The 16,015-nt window shown below is 63.5% G+C and carries 17 protein-coding genes; 5 read left to right on the top strand and 12 right to left on the bottom strand.

All coding sequences use genetic code 11. The features are described 5' to 3' along the window. From nuoC to AAHK21_RS26290, 6 genes are all read right to left on the bottom strand, one after another. A complete protein-coding gene (nuoC, locus tag AAHK21_RS26315) occupies positions 1-1,782 on the bottom strand; it encodes an NADH-quinone oxidoreductase subunit C/D (RefSeq protein ID WP_217869188.1) in 1,782 nt (593 codons plus the stop codon). A 79-nt stretch (positions 1,783-1,861) separates the two neighbouring features. Beyond that, entirely contained in the window at positions 1,862-2,539 is a 678-nt protein-coding gene (locus AAHK21_RS26310) for an NADH-quinone oxidoreductase subunit B family protein (RefSeq protein WP_008096180.1), read from the bottom strand. A gap of 9 nt (positions 2,540-2,548) precedes the next feature. Continuing rightward, entirely contained in the window at positions 2,549-2,962 is a 414-nt protein-coding gene (locus tag AAHK21_RS26305; protein WP_011534614.1) for an NADH-quinone oxidoreductase subunit A, read from the bottom strand. Between the two features lie 380 nt (positions 2,963-3,342). After that, on the bottom strand, positions 3,343-4,005 hold the full coding sequence (locus AAHK21_RS26300) for a lysoplasmalogenase (protein ID WP_367858857.1): 663 nt from the start codon (positions 4,003-4,005) through the stop codon (positions 3,343-3,345). A gap of 214 nt (positions 4,006-4,219) precedes the next feature. Next, positions 4,220-5,545 (bottom strand): isocitrate lyase, encoded by a 1,326-nt coding sequence (gene aceA, locus AAHK21_RS26295; RefSeq protein WP_046855043.1) that lies wholly within the window; start codon positions 5,543-5,545, stop codon positions 4,220-4,222. A 490-nt stretch (positions 5,546-6,035) separates the two neighbouring features. Beyond that, complete coding sequence (locus AAHK21_RS26290; RefSeq protein WP_367858856.1) at positions 6,036-6,800, bottom strand: secretin N-terminal domain-containing protein; 765 nt, start codon at positions 6,798-6,800, stop codon at positions 6,036-6,038. Positions 6,801-6,975: 175 nt separating this feature from the next. On the opposite strand from AAHK21_RS26290, the gene AAHK21_RS26285 reads away from it, so the two are divergent. Continuing rightward, complete coding sequence (locus tag AAHK21_RS26285; RefSeq protein ID WP_367858855.1) at positions 6,976-8,418, top strand: SulP family inorganic anion transporter; 1,443 nt, start codon at positions 6,976-6,978, stop codon at positions 8,416-8,418. Between the two features lie 130 nt (positions 8,419-8,548). On the opposite strand, the gene fusA is transcribed toward AAHK21_RS26285, so the two are convergent. Next, a complete protein-coding gene (gene fusA / locus AAHK21_RS26280) occupies positions 8,549-10,660 on the bottom strand; it encodes an elongation factor G (RefSeq protein WP_367858854.1) in 2,112 nt (703 codons plus the stop codon). Positions 10,661-10,727: 67 nt separating this feature from the next. After that, the gene (locus AAHK21_RS26275) at positions 10,728-11,156 is read right to left on the bottom strand and encodes a hypothetical protein (protein ID WP_046855046.1); all 429 of its coding nucleotides are present in this window, start codon (positions 11,154-11,156) and stop codon (positions 10,728-10,730) included. A gap of 193 nt (positions 11,157-11,349) precedes the next feature. On the opposite strand from AAHK21_RS26275, the gene AAHK21_RS26270 reads away from it, so the two are divergent. After that, the gene (locus tag AAHK21_RS26270) at positions 11,350-11,652 is read left to right on the top strand and encodes a hypothetical protein (protein WP_046855047.1); all 303 of its coding nucleotides are present in this window, start codon (positions 11,350-11,352) and stop codon (positions 11,650-11,652) included. Between the two features lie 3 nt (positions 11,653-11,655). On the opposite strand, the gene AAHK21_RS26265 is transcribed toward AAHK21_RS26270, so the two are convergent. The 3 genes from AAHK21_RS26265 to AAHK21_RS26255 form a co-directional block, all read right to left on the bottom strand. Next, positions 11,656-12,906, bottom strand: coding sequence for an aspartate aminotransferase family protein (locus AAHK21_RS26265; RefSeq protein ID WP_367858853.1), 1,251 nt, complete (start codon positions 12,904-12,906; stop codon positions 11,656-11,658). A 206-nt stretch (positions 12,907-13,112) separates the two neighbouring features. Next, positions 13,113-13,493 carry a glycine zipper domain-containing protein gene (locus AAHK21_RS26260; RefSeq protein WP_046855049.1) on the bottom strand — a complete coding sequence of 127 codons (381 nt, stop codon included), beginning with the start codon at positions 13,491-13,493 and terminating at the stop codon, positions 13,113-13,115. A 73-nt stretch (positions 13,494-13,566) separates the two neighbouring features. Continuing rightward, positions 13,567-13,746 (bottom strand): hypothetical protein, encoded by a 180-nt coding sequence (locus AAHK21_RS26255; RefSeq protein WP_046855050.1) that lies wholly within the window; start codon positions 13,744-13,746, stop codon positions 13,567-13,569. 177 nt (positions 13,747-13,923) lie between these two features. On the opposite strand from AAHK21_RS26255, the gene AAHK21_RS26250 reads away from it, so the two are divergent. After that, positions 13,924-14,274, top strand: a complete 351-nt coding sequence (locus tag AAHK21_RS26250; RefSeq protein WP_046855051.1) for a hypothetical protein — start codon at positions 13,924-13,926, stop codon at positions 14,272-14,274. Positions 14,275-14,299: 25 nt separating this feature from the next. On the opposite strand, the gene AAHK21_RS26245 is transcribed toward AAHK21_RS26250, so the two are convergent. Beyond that, positions 14,300-14,752: an Lrp/AsnC family transcriptional regulator gene (locus AAHK21_RS26245; RefSeq protein ID WP_046855052.1), complete on the bottom strand. Its 453-nt coding sequence runs from the start codon at positions 14,750-14,752 to the stop codon at positions 14,300-14,302. A 112-nt stretch (positions 14,753-14,864) separates the two neighbouring features. On the opposite strand from AAHK21_RS26245, the gene AAHK21_RS26240 reads away from it, so the two are divergent. Together AAHK21_RS26240 and AAHK21_RS26235 are read left to right on the top strand one after the other, a co-directional pair. Next, positions 14,865-15,479, top strand: coding sequence for a LysE family translocator (locus AAHK21_RS26240; RefSeq protein ID WP_367858852.1), 615 nt, complete (start codon positions 14,865-14,867; stop codon positions 15,477-15,479). A gap of 61 nt (positions 15,480-15,540) precedes the next feature. Continuing rightward, a complete protein-coding gene (locus tag AAHK21_RS26235; RefSeq protein WP_367858851.1) occupies positions 15,541-16,008 on the top strand; it encodes an FAD/FMN-containing dehydrogenase in 468 nt (155 codons plus the stop codon). Positions 16,009-16,015 lie beyond the last annotated feature (7 nt).

Below are 16,015 nucleotides of genomic sequence, written 5' to 3'. Positions count from 1 at the left end.
TTAGCGGTCCACGTCAGCCATAACGAAGTCGATACTGCCCAGGTACGCGATCAGGTCCGCGACCATGCTGCCTTTGATCACCGAAGGGATCTGCTGCAGGTGCGGGTAGCTCGGGGTACGGATCCGGGTGCGGTAGCTCATGGTGCCGCCATCGCTCGTCAGGTAGTAACTGTTGATGCCCTTGGTCGCCTCGATCATCTGGAACGACTCGTTGGCCGGCATGACCGGGCCCCACGAGACTTGCAGGAAGTGGGTGATCAAGGTCTCGATGTGCTGCAGGGTGCGCTCTTTCGGCGGCGGCGTGGTCAGCGGGTGGTCCGCCTTGTACGGGCCTTCCGGCATGTTGCGCAGGCACTGGTCGATGATGCGGATACTCTGGCGCATCTCCTCGACACGGACCATGCAGCGATCGTAGGCATCGCCGTTGTGGGCCAGCGGTACTTCGAATTCGAAGTTCTCGTAGCCGGAATAAGGGCGGGCTTTACGCAGGTCGAAGTCGCAACCGGTGGAACGCAGGCCGGCACCGGTGGTGCCCCATTCCAGGGCCTCTTTGGTGTTGTACGCGGCAACGCCGATGGTACGGCCCTTGAGGATGCTGTTCTGCAGGGCGGCCTTGGTGTATTCGTCGAGGCGCTTGGGCAGCCATTCGACGAAGTCCTTGACCAGCTTGTCCCAGCCGCGCGGCAGGTCGTGGGCGACGCCACCGATGCGGTACCAGGCCGGGTGCAGGCGGAAACCGGTGATCGCCTCGATCACGGTGTAGGCGCGCTGGCGGTCGGTGAAGGTGAAGAACACCGGGGTCATGGCGCCGACGTCCTGGATATAGGTACCCAGGAACAGCAGGTGGCTGGTGATGCGGAAGAATTCGGCGAGCATGATGCGAATCACGTCGACCTTCTGCGGCACCTGGATGCCGGCCAGCTTCTCTACCGCCAGTACGTACGGCAGGTTGTTCATCACCCCGCCGAGGTAGTCGATACGGTCGGTGTAGGGGATGAAGCTGTGCCACGACTGACGCTCGGCCATCTTCTCGGCGCCACGGTGGTGGTAGCCGATATCCGGGACGCAGTCGACGATTTCTTCGCCGTCCAGCTGCAGGACGATACGGAAGGCGCCGTGGGCCGAAGGGTGGTTGGGGCCGAGGTTGAGGAACATGTAGTCCTCGTTGGCGCCCGAACGCTTCATGCCCCAGGCTTCCGGGTTGAAACGTGCCGATTCCTCTTCAAGCTGCTGCTTGGCCAGGGTCAGGCTGTAGGGGTCGAATTCGGTGGCGCGGGCCGGGTAGTCCTTGCGCAGCGGGTGACCTTCCCAGGTCGGCGGCATCATGATGCGGCTCAGGTGCGGGTGGCCGGCGAAGTCGATGCCGAACATGTCCCAGACTTCACGCTCGTACCAGTTGGCGTTGGGCCAGATACCGGTGACGGTCGGCAGGTTCAGGTCGCCTTCGCTCAGCGACACCTTGATCATCACGTCGCTGTTACGCTCGACCGACAGCAGGTGGTAGAACACGCTGAAGTCGGCGGCCGGCAGGCCGCGGCGTTGGGTGCGCAGGCGCTCGTCGACGCCGTGCAGGTCGTACAGCATGCTGTACGGCTTGGCGACGTTGCGCAGGAAGGTGAGGATTTCCTTGAGCTGGGCACGCTTTACCCACAGTACCGGCATGCCGGTGCGGGTTTCCTGGGCGACGAAAGCGTCGGCGCCGAATCGGTTGTGCAGTTCGACGACCACATCCTGGTCGTCAGCCTTGTAAGGCGGAATGTAAATAGCGTTGTCCGCTGTCATGGTCTCGGTCGCTTTGGGTCAACGTTAAGAATGAAGCCAGGCCGCCGGCTCCTGGGGGAGCGGGCGGCAGGTCGCTGGATCAGACTTCGTCGGGGCTGCGCAGGTTGGTTACCGCGATACGCTGTTCGCGACGCAGGTCTTTCTGGGCGGGCATCTCGGCACGGTAGATGCCTTGATCGCCAACAACCCAGGAAAGCGGGCGTCGCTCCTGGCCGATCGACTCCTGCAGCAGCATCAAGCCTTGCAGGAACGCCTCGGGGCGCGGCGGGCAGCCAGGCACGTACACGTCCACGGGGAGGAACTTGTCGACCCCCTGAACGACCGAGTAGATGTCGTACATGCCGCCGGAGTTGGCGCACGAACCCATGGAGATGACCCACTTGGGCTCGAGCATCTGCTCGTACAGGCGCTGGATGATCGGCGCCATCTTCACGAAGCAGGTACCGGCGATGACCATGAAGTCGGCCTGACGCGGCGAGGCCCGGATGACTTCGGCGCCGAAGCGGGCGATGTCGTGGGGTGCCGTGAAGGCCGTGGTCATTTCCACGTAGCAGCAGGACAGGCCGAAGTTGTACGGCCAGAGGGAGTTCTTGCGACCCCAGTTGACCGCGCCACGCAGCACATCCTCGAGTTTCCCCATGTAGATGTTCTTGTGGACCTGGTCTTCCAGCAGTTGATCGGTGACGGTTTCCCGTTCACCGACCGGATACTGCTCGTTAGGTGCGTCCGGATCGATTCTGGTGAGATTGTATTGCATGCCAAAGCCTCATTGTTTCAGCTTCGCTTGCCGCTTGCGGCGACCTTCGGGAGCCCAATCGAGCGCCCCGACGCGCCATAGGTAGACAAGACCTGCCAACAGAATTGCTATGAAAACGAGTGCTTCGACGAATCCGGTCCAGCCGCTTTCGCGGACGGACACAGACCATGCATACAGGAAGAGGGCTTCGATATCGAAGATCACGAACAGCATCGCGACCAGATAGAATTTGGCGGACAGGCGCAGGCGGGCGCTGCCGACGGGCAGCATGCCGGATTCGAAGGGTTCGTTCTTGGCGCGACCCCAGGCCTTGCTACCGAGCAGGCTGGACAGGCCGAGCATGAAGGCACACAGGCCGACGACACCCAGGAGGAAGATGGCAAAGCCCCAGTTGTGGGCGATGAGTCCTGCCGAATCGGACATGCTAGAAATCCTTATACAGAGACCCAGCTCTGCAGTCTGAAATAAGTAGAGCGGCGACGTGGTGTCGCAGACGCAGTGACCAAATGTCGCAGCTGAATCAATCACGCTGATTTTATGGGTAAACCCAGTGCAAGTAAAATTTCCGTTGCAAATTTATTCGTAGTTTTAAGAACAAAAATCTTTCGTAACTGGCTGAAAGCCTTGAGTTTCGGGCATTGCACGCGGATTTGTTAATTATGTTTCTTACCCCGCGTAATGACTGGCTAATTGCGTAATGATAATTAATATCATTTAACCTGGGCTGTATTGTTTTAGCTGTTCTGCGCCTTGCAAAGTTCATCTGCCGATCTGCCCACTTGCAAATGCGAAAAACTCTCGTTCTAGCAGCTTCCGGCGCTGCGCGTACCGCTCTGGATCAATACTTTGTGGTTTGCGCTGCGGCTGACCGACGCGGCAATGAGCCACTGGCCGAGCCAGTAGGACAGGATGATCAGGTACTTGGCAGCGGCGAACGGGCTGACGAAGCGGTCGATGCCGATCAGGCTGTCGGAGAAGACGAAGGCGCAGGCACCCAGTGCGGCGACACCGCCACAGGCCAGGGCGCGCCAGAGCATGCAGCCGATCGCCAGGGCATACAGCGCCACCGGGATCAGTAGTGGGCCCAGGCCGTGGCTGGCGAGCAGGCCGAACAGCGAGGCGCCCACCAGCAGCGCGAGGGCCAGTGAGGGGTAGGCCGGGCGTTGGTTCAGGCTGCAGTAACCGCGAAGGTACGCCAGGTGGGCGCAAAGGAACGCGGCCAGGCCGAACACGAACAGATCGCGGGGGATGGCCAGGAGGATGTCGCCGAGCACCGAGAAGGCTAGGCCGATCATGATCCAGCGACGGTAGGGCGTGGTGGGCGTACTGCCCAGCCAGGCGATCAGGGCCAGTACCGGAATGGGTTTGACCAGCAGGCCAAGCAGGGCGTTGTCGCTCGCCAGCGCATATAGATAGCAGGTGGCGGCTGCGACGGCGATGGTGAGCAGGTGGCCAGGGCGGGGCATGGGCAATCCTTGCTATGGGGTAGCCACAAGCTTAGACCTGATCTGCAACTTTGCTGATGCGACGTGATTGCTGTAGGAGCGGCTTGAAGCGCGATCACCCGCGAAGCGGGTGCCAGATACCGCGTTGCCTGCATCGCGGCTAAAGCCGCTCCTACAAAAGGAGGAAAGCCCAGGAACCTTGCGGAACCTGGGCGTCCTGTTCAGTTCATCAGACTCAGTGGAACTGTTCTTCCTCGGTCGAACCAGTCAGTGCGGTAACCGACGAAGCGCCACCCTGGATCACGGTGGTCATGTCGTCGAAGTAGCCGGTGCCGACTTCCTGCTGGTGCGCCACGAAGGTGTAGCCTTTGCTGGCGTCAGCGAATTCCTGCTCTTGCAGCTTCACGTAGGCGGTCATGTCGTTGCGGGCGTAGTCGTGCGCCAGGTTGAACATGCCGTGCCACATGTTGTGGATGCCGGCCAGGGTGATGAACTGGTGCTTGTAGCCCATGGCCGACAGTTCGCGCTGGAACTTGGCGATGGTGGCGTCGTCCAGGTTCTTCTTCCAGTTGAAGGAAGGCGAGCAGTTGTACGACAGCAGTTGGTCCGGGTATTCCTTCTTGATCGCTTCGGCGAAGCGACGGGCTTCGTCCAGGTCCGGCTTGGCGGTTTCGCACCAGATCAGGTCGGCATACGGCGCGTAGGCCAGGCCGCGGGAGATCGCCTGGTCGAGGCCGGCGCGGACTTTGTAGAAGCCTTCACGGGTACGGTCGCCGATCACGAACGGCTGGTCGTACGGGTCGCAGTCGCTGGTCAGCAGGTCGGCGGCGTTGGCGTCGGTACGGGCCAGGATGATGGTCGGTACACCGGCAACGTCGGCGGCCAGACGGGCAGCCACCAGCTTCTGTACGGCTTCCTGGGTCGGTACCAGTACCTTGCCGCCCATGTGGCCGCATTTTTTCACCGAGGCCAGCTGGTCTTCGAAGTGCACGCCGGCGGCGCCCGCTTCGATCATGTTCTTCATCAGTTCGTAGGCGTTCAGCACGCCGCCGAAACCGGCTTCGGCGTCAGCCACGATCGGGGCGAAGTAGTCGATGTAGCCATCGTCACCCGGGTTCTTGCCAGCTTTCCACTGGATCTGGTCGGCGCGGCGGAACGAGTTGTTGATGCGCTTGACCACGGTCGGTACCGAATCGACTGGGTACAGCGACTGGTCGGGGTACATCGACTCGGCCGAGTTGTTGTCGGCGGCAACCTGCCAGCCGGACAGGTAGATGGCCTGGATGCCGGCCTTGACCTGTTGCACTGCCTGGCCGCCGGTCAGGGCGCCCATGCAGTTGACGAAATCTTTTTCTGGGCGGAAGGACGGGTGGGCACCTTGGGTGACCAGCTTCCACAGTTTTTCCGCGCCCTGGCGAGCCAGGGTGTGCTCCGGTTGCAGCGAGCCACGCAGGCGAACGACATCGGCGGCGGTGTAGGTACGGGTCACGCCTTTCCAGCGCGGGTTTTCGGCCCAGTCTTTCTCGAGGGCTGCAATTTGCTGTTCGCGTGTCAGTGCCATGGAAATAAACCTCGTCGCATCGATCTTGAGTGTAATTGTGCTGATGCTCGGATACGCGGGTCAGAGGGCCAGGCTGTGCTGTCCGGGGGAGTGCGGCGGCGAACGGGGAAGTGCGAAGGGGAAGGGTGGGCAGGCCAGGCGAAGGTGTGCCCTGCAGGTTGGCTCGTGGATGCCTTGCTGCGGTGCGACGCGATTGCCAGAACTGCGGTGATGCGCTTCCGTCCCTCGGGACAACTTCTTCGTTGCAGTCGCAATCCCGTCGAACCGCCTTGTGGGCCGTATGGACACGAGGTGCCTCCACGGTGGGAGGAGCGCACCTCGAAGACCCTTGCCAGGGCCTCTGATTAGCGGGAGCGAGGCCATCATGCCCTTGGCGAAAAGAGCCTGTCAAACATTTTGTAGTGCCTTTTTCGGCTTACTACATCTTTGGTCTAATGCGACTTGGCGGTCAGTTTCAAGGCCCTTGGTCGAGGCCTTGAATTGCCTGGGGTCAGTCGAGAAGGTCGACTTTGACCCGCAAAGTCATGTTTTCACCGCGCTGGGTGCTGTAACTGAGGCTTGACGCGCTGCGCTCGGACTGGCTCTGCTGGTTGAACCCGGCCAGGGTGATCCACTCGCCGAGCTTGCCGGTGACGGTCGTGTCGGTGCTCTGCACTTTCACTACATCGGCACGTTCCTGGCTCATTCGATCATTATTGGTGCTGATTTGCAGGCGAACCGTGTCGCCACTAAGGCGTGGCGTGACGTAGAAACCCTGGGTCACGTTGCGGTATTCGGTGTTGCTCTGGATGCGCCCGTAGCCGTCGGTAGAGCTACTGGTGACGGGGATGCTCTGGCCCACCTGGATCAGCGCCGGCTGGCCGTCGCTGGCCTGCACCTGCTGCATGCCGCCTTCGCGGTTGGCGGTGCCGTAGTGGATCACGCGGGCGTTGCCGCGGTTGTCCTGGAAGTTGCTGTCGTTGTTGTCGACGCTGATCAGCAGGCGTTTGGGCGCGGTATCGAGCTGTTGCAGCAGGGCGCGCAGGTCGTCGATGCGTTCCTGGCTGGCGTTGACGATCAGCTTGTCCTCGAAGGTGCTGACGCTGCCGTCCTTGCCGAGGAAGGACTGGGCAGCGGGCAGCAGTTCGGCGCTGTTGCGGTGTTGCAGGGGAATGACCTCGGTGGCGGCCTGGGCGGTAAGGCTGGCGGCCAGCAGCAGCGAGGCGAGGAGGGGGCGTAGCGGCATGTCCATGATCTCCGCGGGTGGAATGGACATGATGGCAAATTTGTCGGCATCTTGCTGGTCGTGGATCACAGCGGCATGCACAGGTCGGCTTTTCAGTGGTTGCAGTCAGGCAAATTCCGTAACATCGCGGCCCTCGATTTCAAGCTCATTCCCTCGGCATTACGCTCCCACGCAGCGTAATGCCGGGGCTGCTTACAGGACCTCCATGAAACCCGCACGCCTACGCGCCGACCTGCTCGCCGGCCTGACCACTTCGTTCGCCCTGGTACCGGAGTGCATCGCTTTCGCCCTGGTGGCCCACCTCAACCCGCTGATGGGCCTGTACGGCGCCTTCATCATCTGCACCCTGACCGCGCTGTTCGGCGGCCGCCCGGGGATGATCTCCGGCGCCGCCGGTTCGATGGCGGTGGTCATCGTCGCCCTGGTGGTGCAGCACGGCGTCCAGTACCTGCTGGCCACGGTGCTGCTGGGCGGGGTGGTGATGATCCTGTTCGGCGCGCTGCGCCTGGGCAAGCTGGTGCGCCTGGTGCCGTACCCGGTGATGCTCGGCTTCGTCAACGGCCTGGCTATCGTCATCGCCCTGGCCCAGCTGGAGCACTTCAAGGAAGGCGAGCACTGGCTCAGCGGCGCGCCGCTGTACCTGATGATCGGCCTGGTGGCGTTGACCATGCTGGTGGTCTATGTGCTTCCCAGGCTGACCCGCGCCGTGCCGCCGGCGCTGGTGGCGATCCTCGGCGTCGGTCTGCTGGTCTATCTGCTGGGGCTGCCAACCCGCACCCTCGGCGATATGGCGCACATCGCCGGTGGCCTGCCGACCCTGGCGCTGCCGGACATCCCCTGGAACCTCGAGACCTTGAAGATCATCGCGCCCTACGCGGTGCTGATGGCCATGGTCGGCCTGCTGGAAACCCTGCTGACCCTCAACCTCACCGACGAGGTCACCGAAAGCCGCGGTTACCCGGACCGCGAATGCGTGGCCCTGGGCGCGGCCAACATGGTCTCGGGCCTGTGCGGCGGCATGGGCGGCTGCGCGATGATCGGCCAGACCGTGATCAACCTCAGCTCCAATGGCCGTGGCCGACTGTCGGGCGTGGTGGCCGGGGTGATGATCCTGCTGTTCGTGCTGTTCCTGTCGCCGTTGATCGAGCGTATTCCGCTGGCGGCGCTGGTCGGGGTGATGTTCGTGGTGGCCCAGCAGACCTTCGCCTGGGCGTCGCTGCGGGTGCTGCACAAGGTGCCGGTGAGCGATGTGCTGGCAATTATCGCCGTGACCGTGGTCACGGTGTTCACCGACCTGGCCACGGCGGTGCTGTTCGGTATCGTCATCGCGGCCATCAATTTTGCCTGGCAGCACGCCCGTGAGCTGTATGCCGACAGTCATCAGGACGCCGAGGGGAGCAAGCATTACCAGGTGCACGGCACGCTGTTCTTCGCCTCGACCACACCGTTTCTCAACCAGTTCGACCCGGCCAACGACCCGGCCAAGGTCACGTTGGATTGCCAGCACCTGAGCTTTGTCGATTATTCGGCGGTAGCGGCGCTGAAGACCCTGCGTGAGCGCTATGCCAAGGCGGGCAAGCAGTTGCGGGTGGTGCATCTTTCCGAGCGCTGCAAGAAGCTGTTGAAGCGGGCAGGGGAGCAGCATTGAACGCAATGGTTGCCTGCACCGGCCCTATCGCCGGCAAGCCGGCTCCCACAGGATTGTCACTGCACTCAAGAACTGTGCAGTACCTGTGGGAGCCGGCTTGCCGGCGATAGGGCCGTTATAGGAGAAAGGTTTACTCCCCGCGGTTTTTCTTGACGATGCCATCGGCAATGCTAGCCGGCGCCTCGGCGTAGCGGGTGAACTCCATCGAGAAACTCGCCCGGCCCTGGGTCATCGAGCGCATCGAGGTGGCGTAGCCGAACATCTCGCCCAGCGGCACCTCGGCACGGATCACCTTGCCGGCCGGGGTCTCGTCGCCATCCTGGATCATGCCCCGGCGCCGGCTCAGGTCGCCGAGGATATCGCCCTGGTACTCTTCGGGCGTCACCACCTCGACCTTCATCACCGGTTCCAGCAGCACCGCGCCGCCTTTCTGCGACAGCTGCTTGGTGGCCATGGAGGCGGCAATCTTGTAGGCCATCTCGTTGGAGTCGACGTCGTGGTACGAGCCGTCGAATACCGCCGCCTTGAGGTTGATCAGCGGGTAGCCGGCGAGCACGCCGTTCTTCATCTGCTCCTCGATGCCTTTCTGGATCGCCGGGATGTACTCGCGCGGCACCACGCCGCCGACGATCTCGTTGACGAACTCCAGGCCTTCCTTGCCTTCGTCGCCCGGGGCGAAGCGGATCCAGCAATGGCCATACTGGCCGCGCCCGCCCGATTGGCGCACGAAACGCCCTTCGATCTCGCAGGTGTTGCGGATCTTCTCGCGGTAGGCCACCTGCGGCTTGCCGATATTGGCTTCGACGTTGAACTCGCGGCGCATGCGGTCGACGATGATGTCCAGGTGCAGCTCGCCCATGCCGGAGATGATGGTCTGGCCGGTCTCTTCATCGGTGCGCACACGGAATGAAGGGTCTTCCTGGGCCAGCTTGCCCAGGGCGATGCCCATTTTTTCCTGGTCGGCCTTGGTTTTCGGCTCCACTGCCACGGATATCACTGGGTCGGGGAAGTCCATGCGTTCGAGGATTATCGGCTTGTCCGTGTCGCACAGGGTGTCGCCTGTGGTCACGTCCTTCATGCCGATCAGTGCGGCGATATCGCCGGCGCACACGTCCTTGATCTCGGCGCGCTGGTTGGCGTGCATCTGCACCATGCGGCCGATGCGCTCCTTCTTGCGCTTGACCGAGTTGAGCACCGCATTGCCCGAGCTGAGCACTCCCGAATATACCCGGGCGAAGGTCAGGGTGCCGACGAACGGGTCGGTGGCGATCTTGAAGGCCAGCGCCGAGAACGGCTCCTTGTCGTCGGCGTGGCGTTCCAGGTGCTTCTCTTCATCGTCCGGGTCGGTGCCCTTGATCGCCGGGATTTCGGACGGGGCGGGCAGGTAGTCGATCACCGCGTCGAGCATCAGCGGCACGCCCTTGTTCTTGAATGACGAGCCGAGGATGGTCGGGACGATTTCGTTGGCGATGGTGCGTTGGCGCAGGGCGGCCTTGATCTCGTCGATGGTCAGCTCCTCACCTTCGAGGAATTTCACGGTCAGTTCGTCATTGGCCTCGGCGGCGGCTTCGATCATGTGCGCGCGCCATTCGTCCGCCAGTGCCTGCAGTTCGGCGGGAATCTCTTCTTCGCGGTAACTGGTGCCGTTGTCTGCGTCGTTCCAGTAGATGGCTTTCATCTTCACCAGGTCGATCTGGCCGATGAAGTTTTCCTCGCTGCCGATGGCCAGCTGGATCGGTACCGGGTGGTGGCCCAGGCGTTGGTCGATCTGCTTCACAACGCGTAGGAAGTCCGCGCCCTGGCGGTCCATCTTGTTGATATAGGCCAGGCGCGGCACATGATACTTGTTGGCCTGGCGCCACACCGTCTCGGATTGCGGCTCGACCCCGTCGGCGCCGCTGAATACCACTACCGCGCCGTCGAGCACGCGCAGCGAGCGCTCCACCTCGATGGTGAAATCGACGTGGCCGGGGGTGTCGATGATATTGAAGCGGTACTTGTGCTCGAACTGCTTGGTCGAGCCCTGCCAGAAGGCCGTGGTGGCCGCCGAGGTGATGGTGATGCCGCGCTCCTGCTCCTGAGCCATCCAGTCCATGGTCGCGGCGCCGTCGTGCACCTCGCCCATCTTGTGGTTGACCCCGGTGTAGAACAGGATCCGTTCGGTGGTGGTGGTCTTGCCGGCATCCACGTGAGCGACAATGCCGATATTGCGGTACAGCTCGATGGGAGTCGTGCGGGCCATGGCGGGTCACCTGCGGGTGAGGATTCTCCCAAGGTAGCAGAGCGGGAGAATCCTGCCGGGGCGACCGTCAGTCGGCGAGCACCTGCAGCTGCCATTGGCCCTCGGCTTCACGCGCCAGGCCGCTGGCCGGCAACAGGGCCAGCAGGCGTTCGTGCAGGGCTGCGTCGGTGAAGGCCTTGAGGGTAGCCATGTCCAGCGCGCCGACGGTGATCAGTTCGGCCTTGGTGTAGGACAGCCAGGCCTTCTTCAGCACCATCAACACGTCGCTGCCGGCGGTGCTGGCAAAGCGTCGGTGCAGGGTGCGGCCTTCCAGTTCGAAGCTGTGGCGGTGGCTGTAGCTGCTCTCGTCGCCATTGCCCTCGACGCAGCGGTGGCAGCGGCAGGGGCCGTCGCCGAAGGCGTTGCGCAGGTAGGCGTTGAAGTCCACGACGGGCTTGAGGGTCAGGCGTTTGTCGACCTCGAACAGGTCGGCGATCAGGGGTTGTTCGGCGCTCACTCGGTATCCTCGCGTGGTGTGGCGTGCATCGGCGGGCACCCTAACAGATCGGCGCCCGCGAGGCCATGTCAGCCAGGTCGCAGGGCCTCCCGTGGGAGCGGGCCTGCCCCGCGATGAGCCGGTAGAGACAACCCCGAGCGTCTGCCGTACTCTTGTCACCCATTTCCAGCCCCATACCCCGAGGTAACCCCGCTTGAGCAGCAAATACCCCTACATCGCCACCGTGACCGTCAGCGCCGAAGACCGTGGGGGCGACACCGAGGCTTCGGAGAACAGCAACATGCGCGTGGGCCTCGAGGCGGTAACCGAAGTGCTGAAGAAGGTGCATTTCGTCGGAACGCTCGCGGCACCGGAAAAAGGCGCCACGCACATCTGCGTCACGTTGGAAAATGGCCTTACTTACTACGGCCTGATCGTCAACGGCCATGCCGAACTCGAAGGCGGCTGGATCGCCTTCGAATGCGACATGCCCACCCCCGAAGAGCTGGGCCTGTAAGCCTTACCCCAGTTCAGCCAGGCACTGCTCGAGGATGTCCAGCCCTTCCTCGAGCACCTCGGCCTCGATGGTCAGCGGCGCCAGCAGGCGGATGATATGTCGCGCCTTGCCACTGGGCATCAGCAGCAACCCCTTGGCACGCGCCGTTTCCAGCACCTTGGCCAGTTGCGCCGGTGCCGGGCTGCCATCGCCGTTGACAAACTCCAGCCCGCGCATGGCGCCGACCCCGGTCAGGCGGCCGAGCGAGCTGCACAATCCTGCAGCTTTCCAGCGCGCATGGCGTGCGACGATGGCCTGTTCCTGGCGTTCGCCCCAGGTGGCGAGGTTGTCGTCGGTCATCTGCGCAAGGCTCGCCAAGGCCGCCGCACAGGCGATCGGATTGCCCGAGTAGGTGCCGCCCAGGCCGCCCTTGGGCAGCGAGTCCATGATCTCCCGGCGGCCGACCACCGCGCCCAGGGGCATGCCACCGGCGATGCTCTTGGCCAGCAGCAGCAGGTCCGGCTCGATACCCAGTCGGGGAAAGGCGAAACGCTGCCCGGTGCGGCCGAAACCGGACTGGATCTCGTCGACGATGATCAGTATCCCGTGGCTGTCGCAGAAGCGGCGCAGGGCCTGGGCGAAGCTCGGATCAAGGGCGAGGAAACCACCTTCACCCTGCACCGGCTCGACGATGAACGCCGCCACGTCCTCCACCGCCAACTCCACGCTGAACAGGCGTTCCATGGCCTTGAGCGCCTGTTCGCAGCTCACTCCGGTGTCCGGGCTGGGGTACGGCAGGTGATAGACCGGGCCAGGCAGTTCCCCGACGCGTTGCTTGTAGGGGGCAACCTTGCCATTGAGGTTGAGGGTGGCCAGGGTGCGGCCATGGAACCCGCCGTCGAAGGCGACGACGGCACGCTTGCCGGTGGCGCCGCGGGCGACCTTCAGCGCGTTTTCCGCCGCTTCCGCGCCGCTGTTGGTGAGCATGCCGGCCAACGGGTAGCTGACCGGGACGAATTCACGCAGGCGCTCCATGAGCTCCAGGTAGGGGCCGTGGGGCGCCGCGTTGAAGGCGTAGTGGGTCAGGCGCGTGGCCTGCTGCTGGATCGCTTCGACTACCGCCGGATTGCAGTGGCCCAGGTTGAGCACGCCGATGCCGCCGACGAAGTCGATGTAGCGCTTGCCGGTGATATCCCAGACTTCGGCATTGCGACCATGGGAAAGCGTGATTGGGTGAACGATGGCAATGGACTGGCTGATGCTTGGCTGATTCATGTGCGCGGCGCCTGTGATTCGATGGCGTGAATATCGAAGCGTGCAGGGGGTATCCGCAAACGATTTATTGGATTGCCGTCATTCCTTTGATTCATGAATTTCTGCAGAGCGTCGCCTAGCGCTGAAATCGCGCCAAAACAAAAGGCGGCTGTCCCTTAGGGGCAGCCGCCTTTTGTTGTTTCGCTTCGAGCCTTCGAGCGTTTGGATCAGTGGCGACGCTTGTGCTTGCGGTTGTTGTCGCCCATGTGGTTGCCGATGGCGCCACCGGCCGCGCCGCCCAGGCCGGCACCGATGGTCGAACCGTTGGAGCCGCCGAGCTTGCCGCCGATCAGCGAACCGCCCGCCGAGCCCAGGCCGCCGCCGATGGCCGCTTCGGTACGGTTGCCCTTGCGCGCGCCCACCGCGCTGCCGGCCGCGCCACCGAGGCCGGCGCCGATGGCCGCACCGGTGCTGCCGCCGATCTGTTTGCCCACGACGTTGCCAAGGGCGCCACCCAGGCCGCCGCCGATGGCCGCGGTGCCGTCACCGGCGAAAGCGCCCTGGCAGAGCAGCAGGCCGAGGGCGAGGGAAGGCAGAGTCAGACGCATGTTATGAACCTCAGGGGAGTCATCAGGGGTAGATTGCCGCATGCTCGCGGCGAGTCAGGGTTGCAAGGACGCTTCAGCGGTAGTAACGGTCACGGTACTGGCGGTCGTCATCGTCGCGGTCATGGCGATGGTGGTGACGGTGGCCGCGGTCACGGTCGCGCCAGCCATCGTCATCATCGTGGTAATGGTTGCTGTAGCAGCCGCCGAGCAGCAGCAGGGTGGCGACCATGGAAAGGCTTGCAAGGCGTTTCATCACGTTATAGGTCCTTGATCCGCAAGGGTTTACGCGGTACCTCCTGAGACACGAGGCGATCGATTTGGTTCTTTGTCGCGCAAGATTTTATTGCGGCGGCGATGAACGGCGACGGCGATTCACCTGGTGCCTGGGCAATGCTAGAGTCACCTTCTTTTTTTGTCCCGAGGATGGAACATGCGAGCAATTCTGCCGATCACCGTGGCGCTGCTGCTGGCGGGCTGTGCATCGTCGACCATGGAGGCGGCGCGCGGCGGCGCACCCACCGCGCAGCTGGATTCGCACAAGACGCCGGATCTGGTGGCCCAGTGCATTCAGTTCAGCTGGCAGGAAGAGAACACCTTCGGGGTCGACGCCAGCGGCTACCTGGAGGCCCGCAAGCAAGGTGGCTTCACCGTGTACACCCGCGAGGCCGAGTCGTTCGTCGACGTCTACGCCCAGGCCGGCGGCACGCGAGTGGACTACTACGCGCAGAAAAACGACGGCATGGCCCTGCGCCGGCGCGCGGCAGCCGCCACCTGCCTGTAGGCCGTACTCGGCCAGCGGCGCAGGGTCACATCGGCAGCAGCCGGTCCTGAATCACTTCCTTCATCACCAGCGTCGAACTCAGGCGCTTCACATTGGGAATGCTGGTCAGTTGCTCGTCATACAGCTTCTGGAAGGCCGGCAGGTCCCTGGCCACCACGTGCAGCAGGTAGTCGGGGTCGCCGAACAGGCGCTGGGCCTCGACGATCTGCGGGATCTCCGCCAGCGCCGCCTCGAAGTCCGCCACCGGCTGGCGGGTCACCTCGCGCAGGGTCACGAACACCAGCGCGGCGAAATTCAAACCCAGGGCCGCCGGGGCCAGGCGGGCGTGATAACCGAGAATGGCGCCTGTGTCCTCCAGCGCCTTGAGACGCCGGTGGCAGGGCGACAGGCTCAAGCCCACGCGCTCGGCCAGTTCGGTCACCGACAGGCGGCCGTCTTTTTGCAGCTCGGCAAGGATCTTGCGATCAGTTCGATCCATGGGGAAGATTCTTCCATTGTTCGGCTTGTTCCGGGGAATATACGAAAGAAAATCCCTGAGCGATATCCGTAGTCTTTCTTTCACCGAAACCTGTGTGAAAGGAAGGCTCGAAATGGCCATGAGTGTACTGACGGCGTTCTGGGCCGTTTCCCTGCTGTTCGTGATTACCCCCGGTGCCGACTGGGCCTACGCCATCTCGGCCGGCATGCGCGGGCGTTGGGTCGTGCCGGCGGTGGCGGGCATGTTGTCCGGGCATCTGCTCGTCACCCTGGTGGTCGCTGCCGGGGTCGGCAGCCTGATCGCCGGTCACCCGCTGGCGTTGACCTTGCTGACCCTGGCAGGGTGCGTGTACCTGTTGTGGCTGGGCGGCAACCTGCTGCTGAGCCCGGCGGTGCCCGAGGCGGGCGCGGGTGGTGGGCAGGACTCGGGGCCGCGCTGGGCATTCAAGGGCCTGTGCGTCAGCGGCCTCAACCCCAAGGTATTCCTGCTGTTCCTGGCCTTGCTGCCGCAGTTCACCGACCCGCAGTCGAGCTGGCCGTTGCCGCTGCAGATCCTGCTGCTGGGGTTGGTGCACCTGGGCAGTTCGCTGGTGATCTACCTGATGGTCGGCTACGGTGCCAAGGCCGTGCTGCGCACCCGACCTGCCGCGGCGCAGGCCGTGGGCCGGTTGTCCGGTGGGGTGATGATCCTGATTGCCGTGGGGCTGATTGCCGGGCAGTTGCGTTGAGCCTGTCAAGCACGGCGGGTTGGGCTATGCTGACGGCCCTCACTATTCGGACCGGACCCTCATGAAATACGCCGCCGCACTTCTGCTCAGCCTGCTGGCGCTCGTGGCCCACGCCGCGCAACCTGGCGAAACCCTCGCGCCCTGGACTTTGCTCGACCAGTACGACCAGCCATACAGCCTGGGGGCCGACACCCAGGTCCTGCTGGTCGCCCGCGACATGGACGGTGCCAAGCTGGTCAAGGCGGCCCTGGCCGAACAGCCCAAAGGCTACCTGGAGGCGCGGCATGCCGTGTTCGTCGCGGATATCCAGCGCATGCCGGCGCTGATCAGCAAGCTGTTCGCCATCCCGGCCATGCGCGACTACAGCTACCGGGTACTGCTCGACCGCGACGGCCGGGTCGCCAGCCGCTATGCCGGGGACGAAGGCAAGGTGCTGTGGCTGGCGCTGGATAACGGCGTGGTGGCAGCGCGCAACAGCTACGCCGATGCCGATGCCCTGAAGGCTGCGTTGGAACAGGCTGGCCGCTGAACCGGTC

Origin of the sequence: Pseudomonas sp. TE50-2 (genome assembly GCF_040813665.1) — a bacterium.
GTDB classification, from domain to species: domain Bacteria; phylum Pseudomonadota; class Gammaproteobacteria; order Pseudomonadales; family Pseudomonadaceae; genus Aquipseudomonas; species Aquipseudomonas soli.
Note: the sequence above shows the minus strand (reverse complement) of the source record. Positions and strands in the feature narration are given on the sequence as shown.

What these genes read in the sequence shown, in the direction of transcription:
- nuoC (WP_217869188.1), bottom strand. Translation starts at nt 1,782, where the DNA reads ATGACAGCGGACAACGCTATTTACATTCCGCCTTACAAGGCTGACGAC.
- AAHK21_RS26310 (WP_008096180.1), bottom strand. Translation starts at nt 2,539, where the DNA reads ATGCAATACAATCTCACCAGAATCGATCCGGACGCACCTAACGAGCAG.
- AAHK21_RS26305 (WP_011534614.1), bottom strand. Translation starts at nt 2,962, where the DNA reads ATGTCCGATTCGGCAGGACTCATCGCCCACAACTGGGGCTTTGCCATC.
- AAHK21_RS26300 (WP_367858857.1), bottom strand. Translation starts at nt 4,005, where the DNA reads ATGCCCCGCCCTGGCCACCTGCTCACCATCGCCGTCGCAGCCGCCACC.
- aceA (WP_046855043.1), bottom strand. Translation starts at nt 5,545, where the DNA reads ATGGCACTGACACGCGAACAGCAAATTGCAGCCCTCGAGAAAGACTGG.
- AAHK21_RS26290 (WP_367858856.1), bottom strand. Translation starts at nt 6,800, where the DNA reads ATGTCCATTCCACCCGCGGAGATCATGGACATGCCGCTACGCCCCCTC.
- AAHK21_RS26285 (WP_367858855.1), top strand. Translation starts at nt 6,976, where the DNA reads ATGAAACCCGCACGCCTACGCGCCGACCTGCTCGCCGGCCTGACCACT.
- fusA (WP_367858854.1), bottom strand. Translation starts at nt 10,660, where the DNA reads ATGGCCCGCACGACTCCCATCGAGCTGTACCGCAATATCGGCATTGTC.
- AAHK21_RS26265 (WP_367858853.1), bottom strand. Translation starts at nt 12,906, where the DNA reads ATGAATCAGCCAAGCATCAGCCAGTCCATTGCCATCGTTCACCCAATC.
- AAHK21_RS26260 (WP_046855049.1), bottom strand. Translation starts at nt 13,493, where the DNA reads ATGCGTCTGACTCTGCCTTCCCTCGCCCTCGGCCTGCTGCTCTGCCAG.
- AAHK21_RS26255 (WP_046855050.1), bottom strand. Translation starts at nt 13,746, where the DNA reads ATGAAACGCCTTGCAAGCCTTTCCATGGTCGCCACCCTGCTGCTGCTC.
- AAHK21_RS26250 (WP_046855051.1), top strand. Translation starts at nt 13,924, where the DNA reads ATGCGAGCAATTCTGCCGATCACCGTGGCGCTGCTGCTGGCGGGCTGT.
- AAHK21_RS26245 (WP_046855052.1), bottom strand. Translation starts at nt 14,752, where the DNA reads ATGGATCGAACTGATCGCAAGATCCTTGCCGAGCTGCAAAAAGACGGC.
- AAHK21_RS26240 (WP_367858852.1), top strand. Translation starts at nt 14,865, where the DNA reads ATGGCCATGAGTGTACTGACGGCGTTCTGGGCCGTTTCCCTGCTGTTC.
- AAHK21_RS26235 (WP_367858851.1), top strand. Translation starts at nt 15,541, where the DNA reads ATGAAATACGCCGCCGCACTTCTGCTCAGCCTGCTGGCGCTCGTGGCC.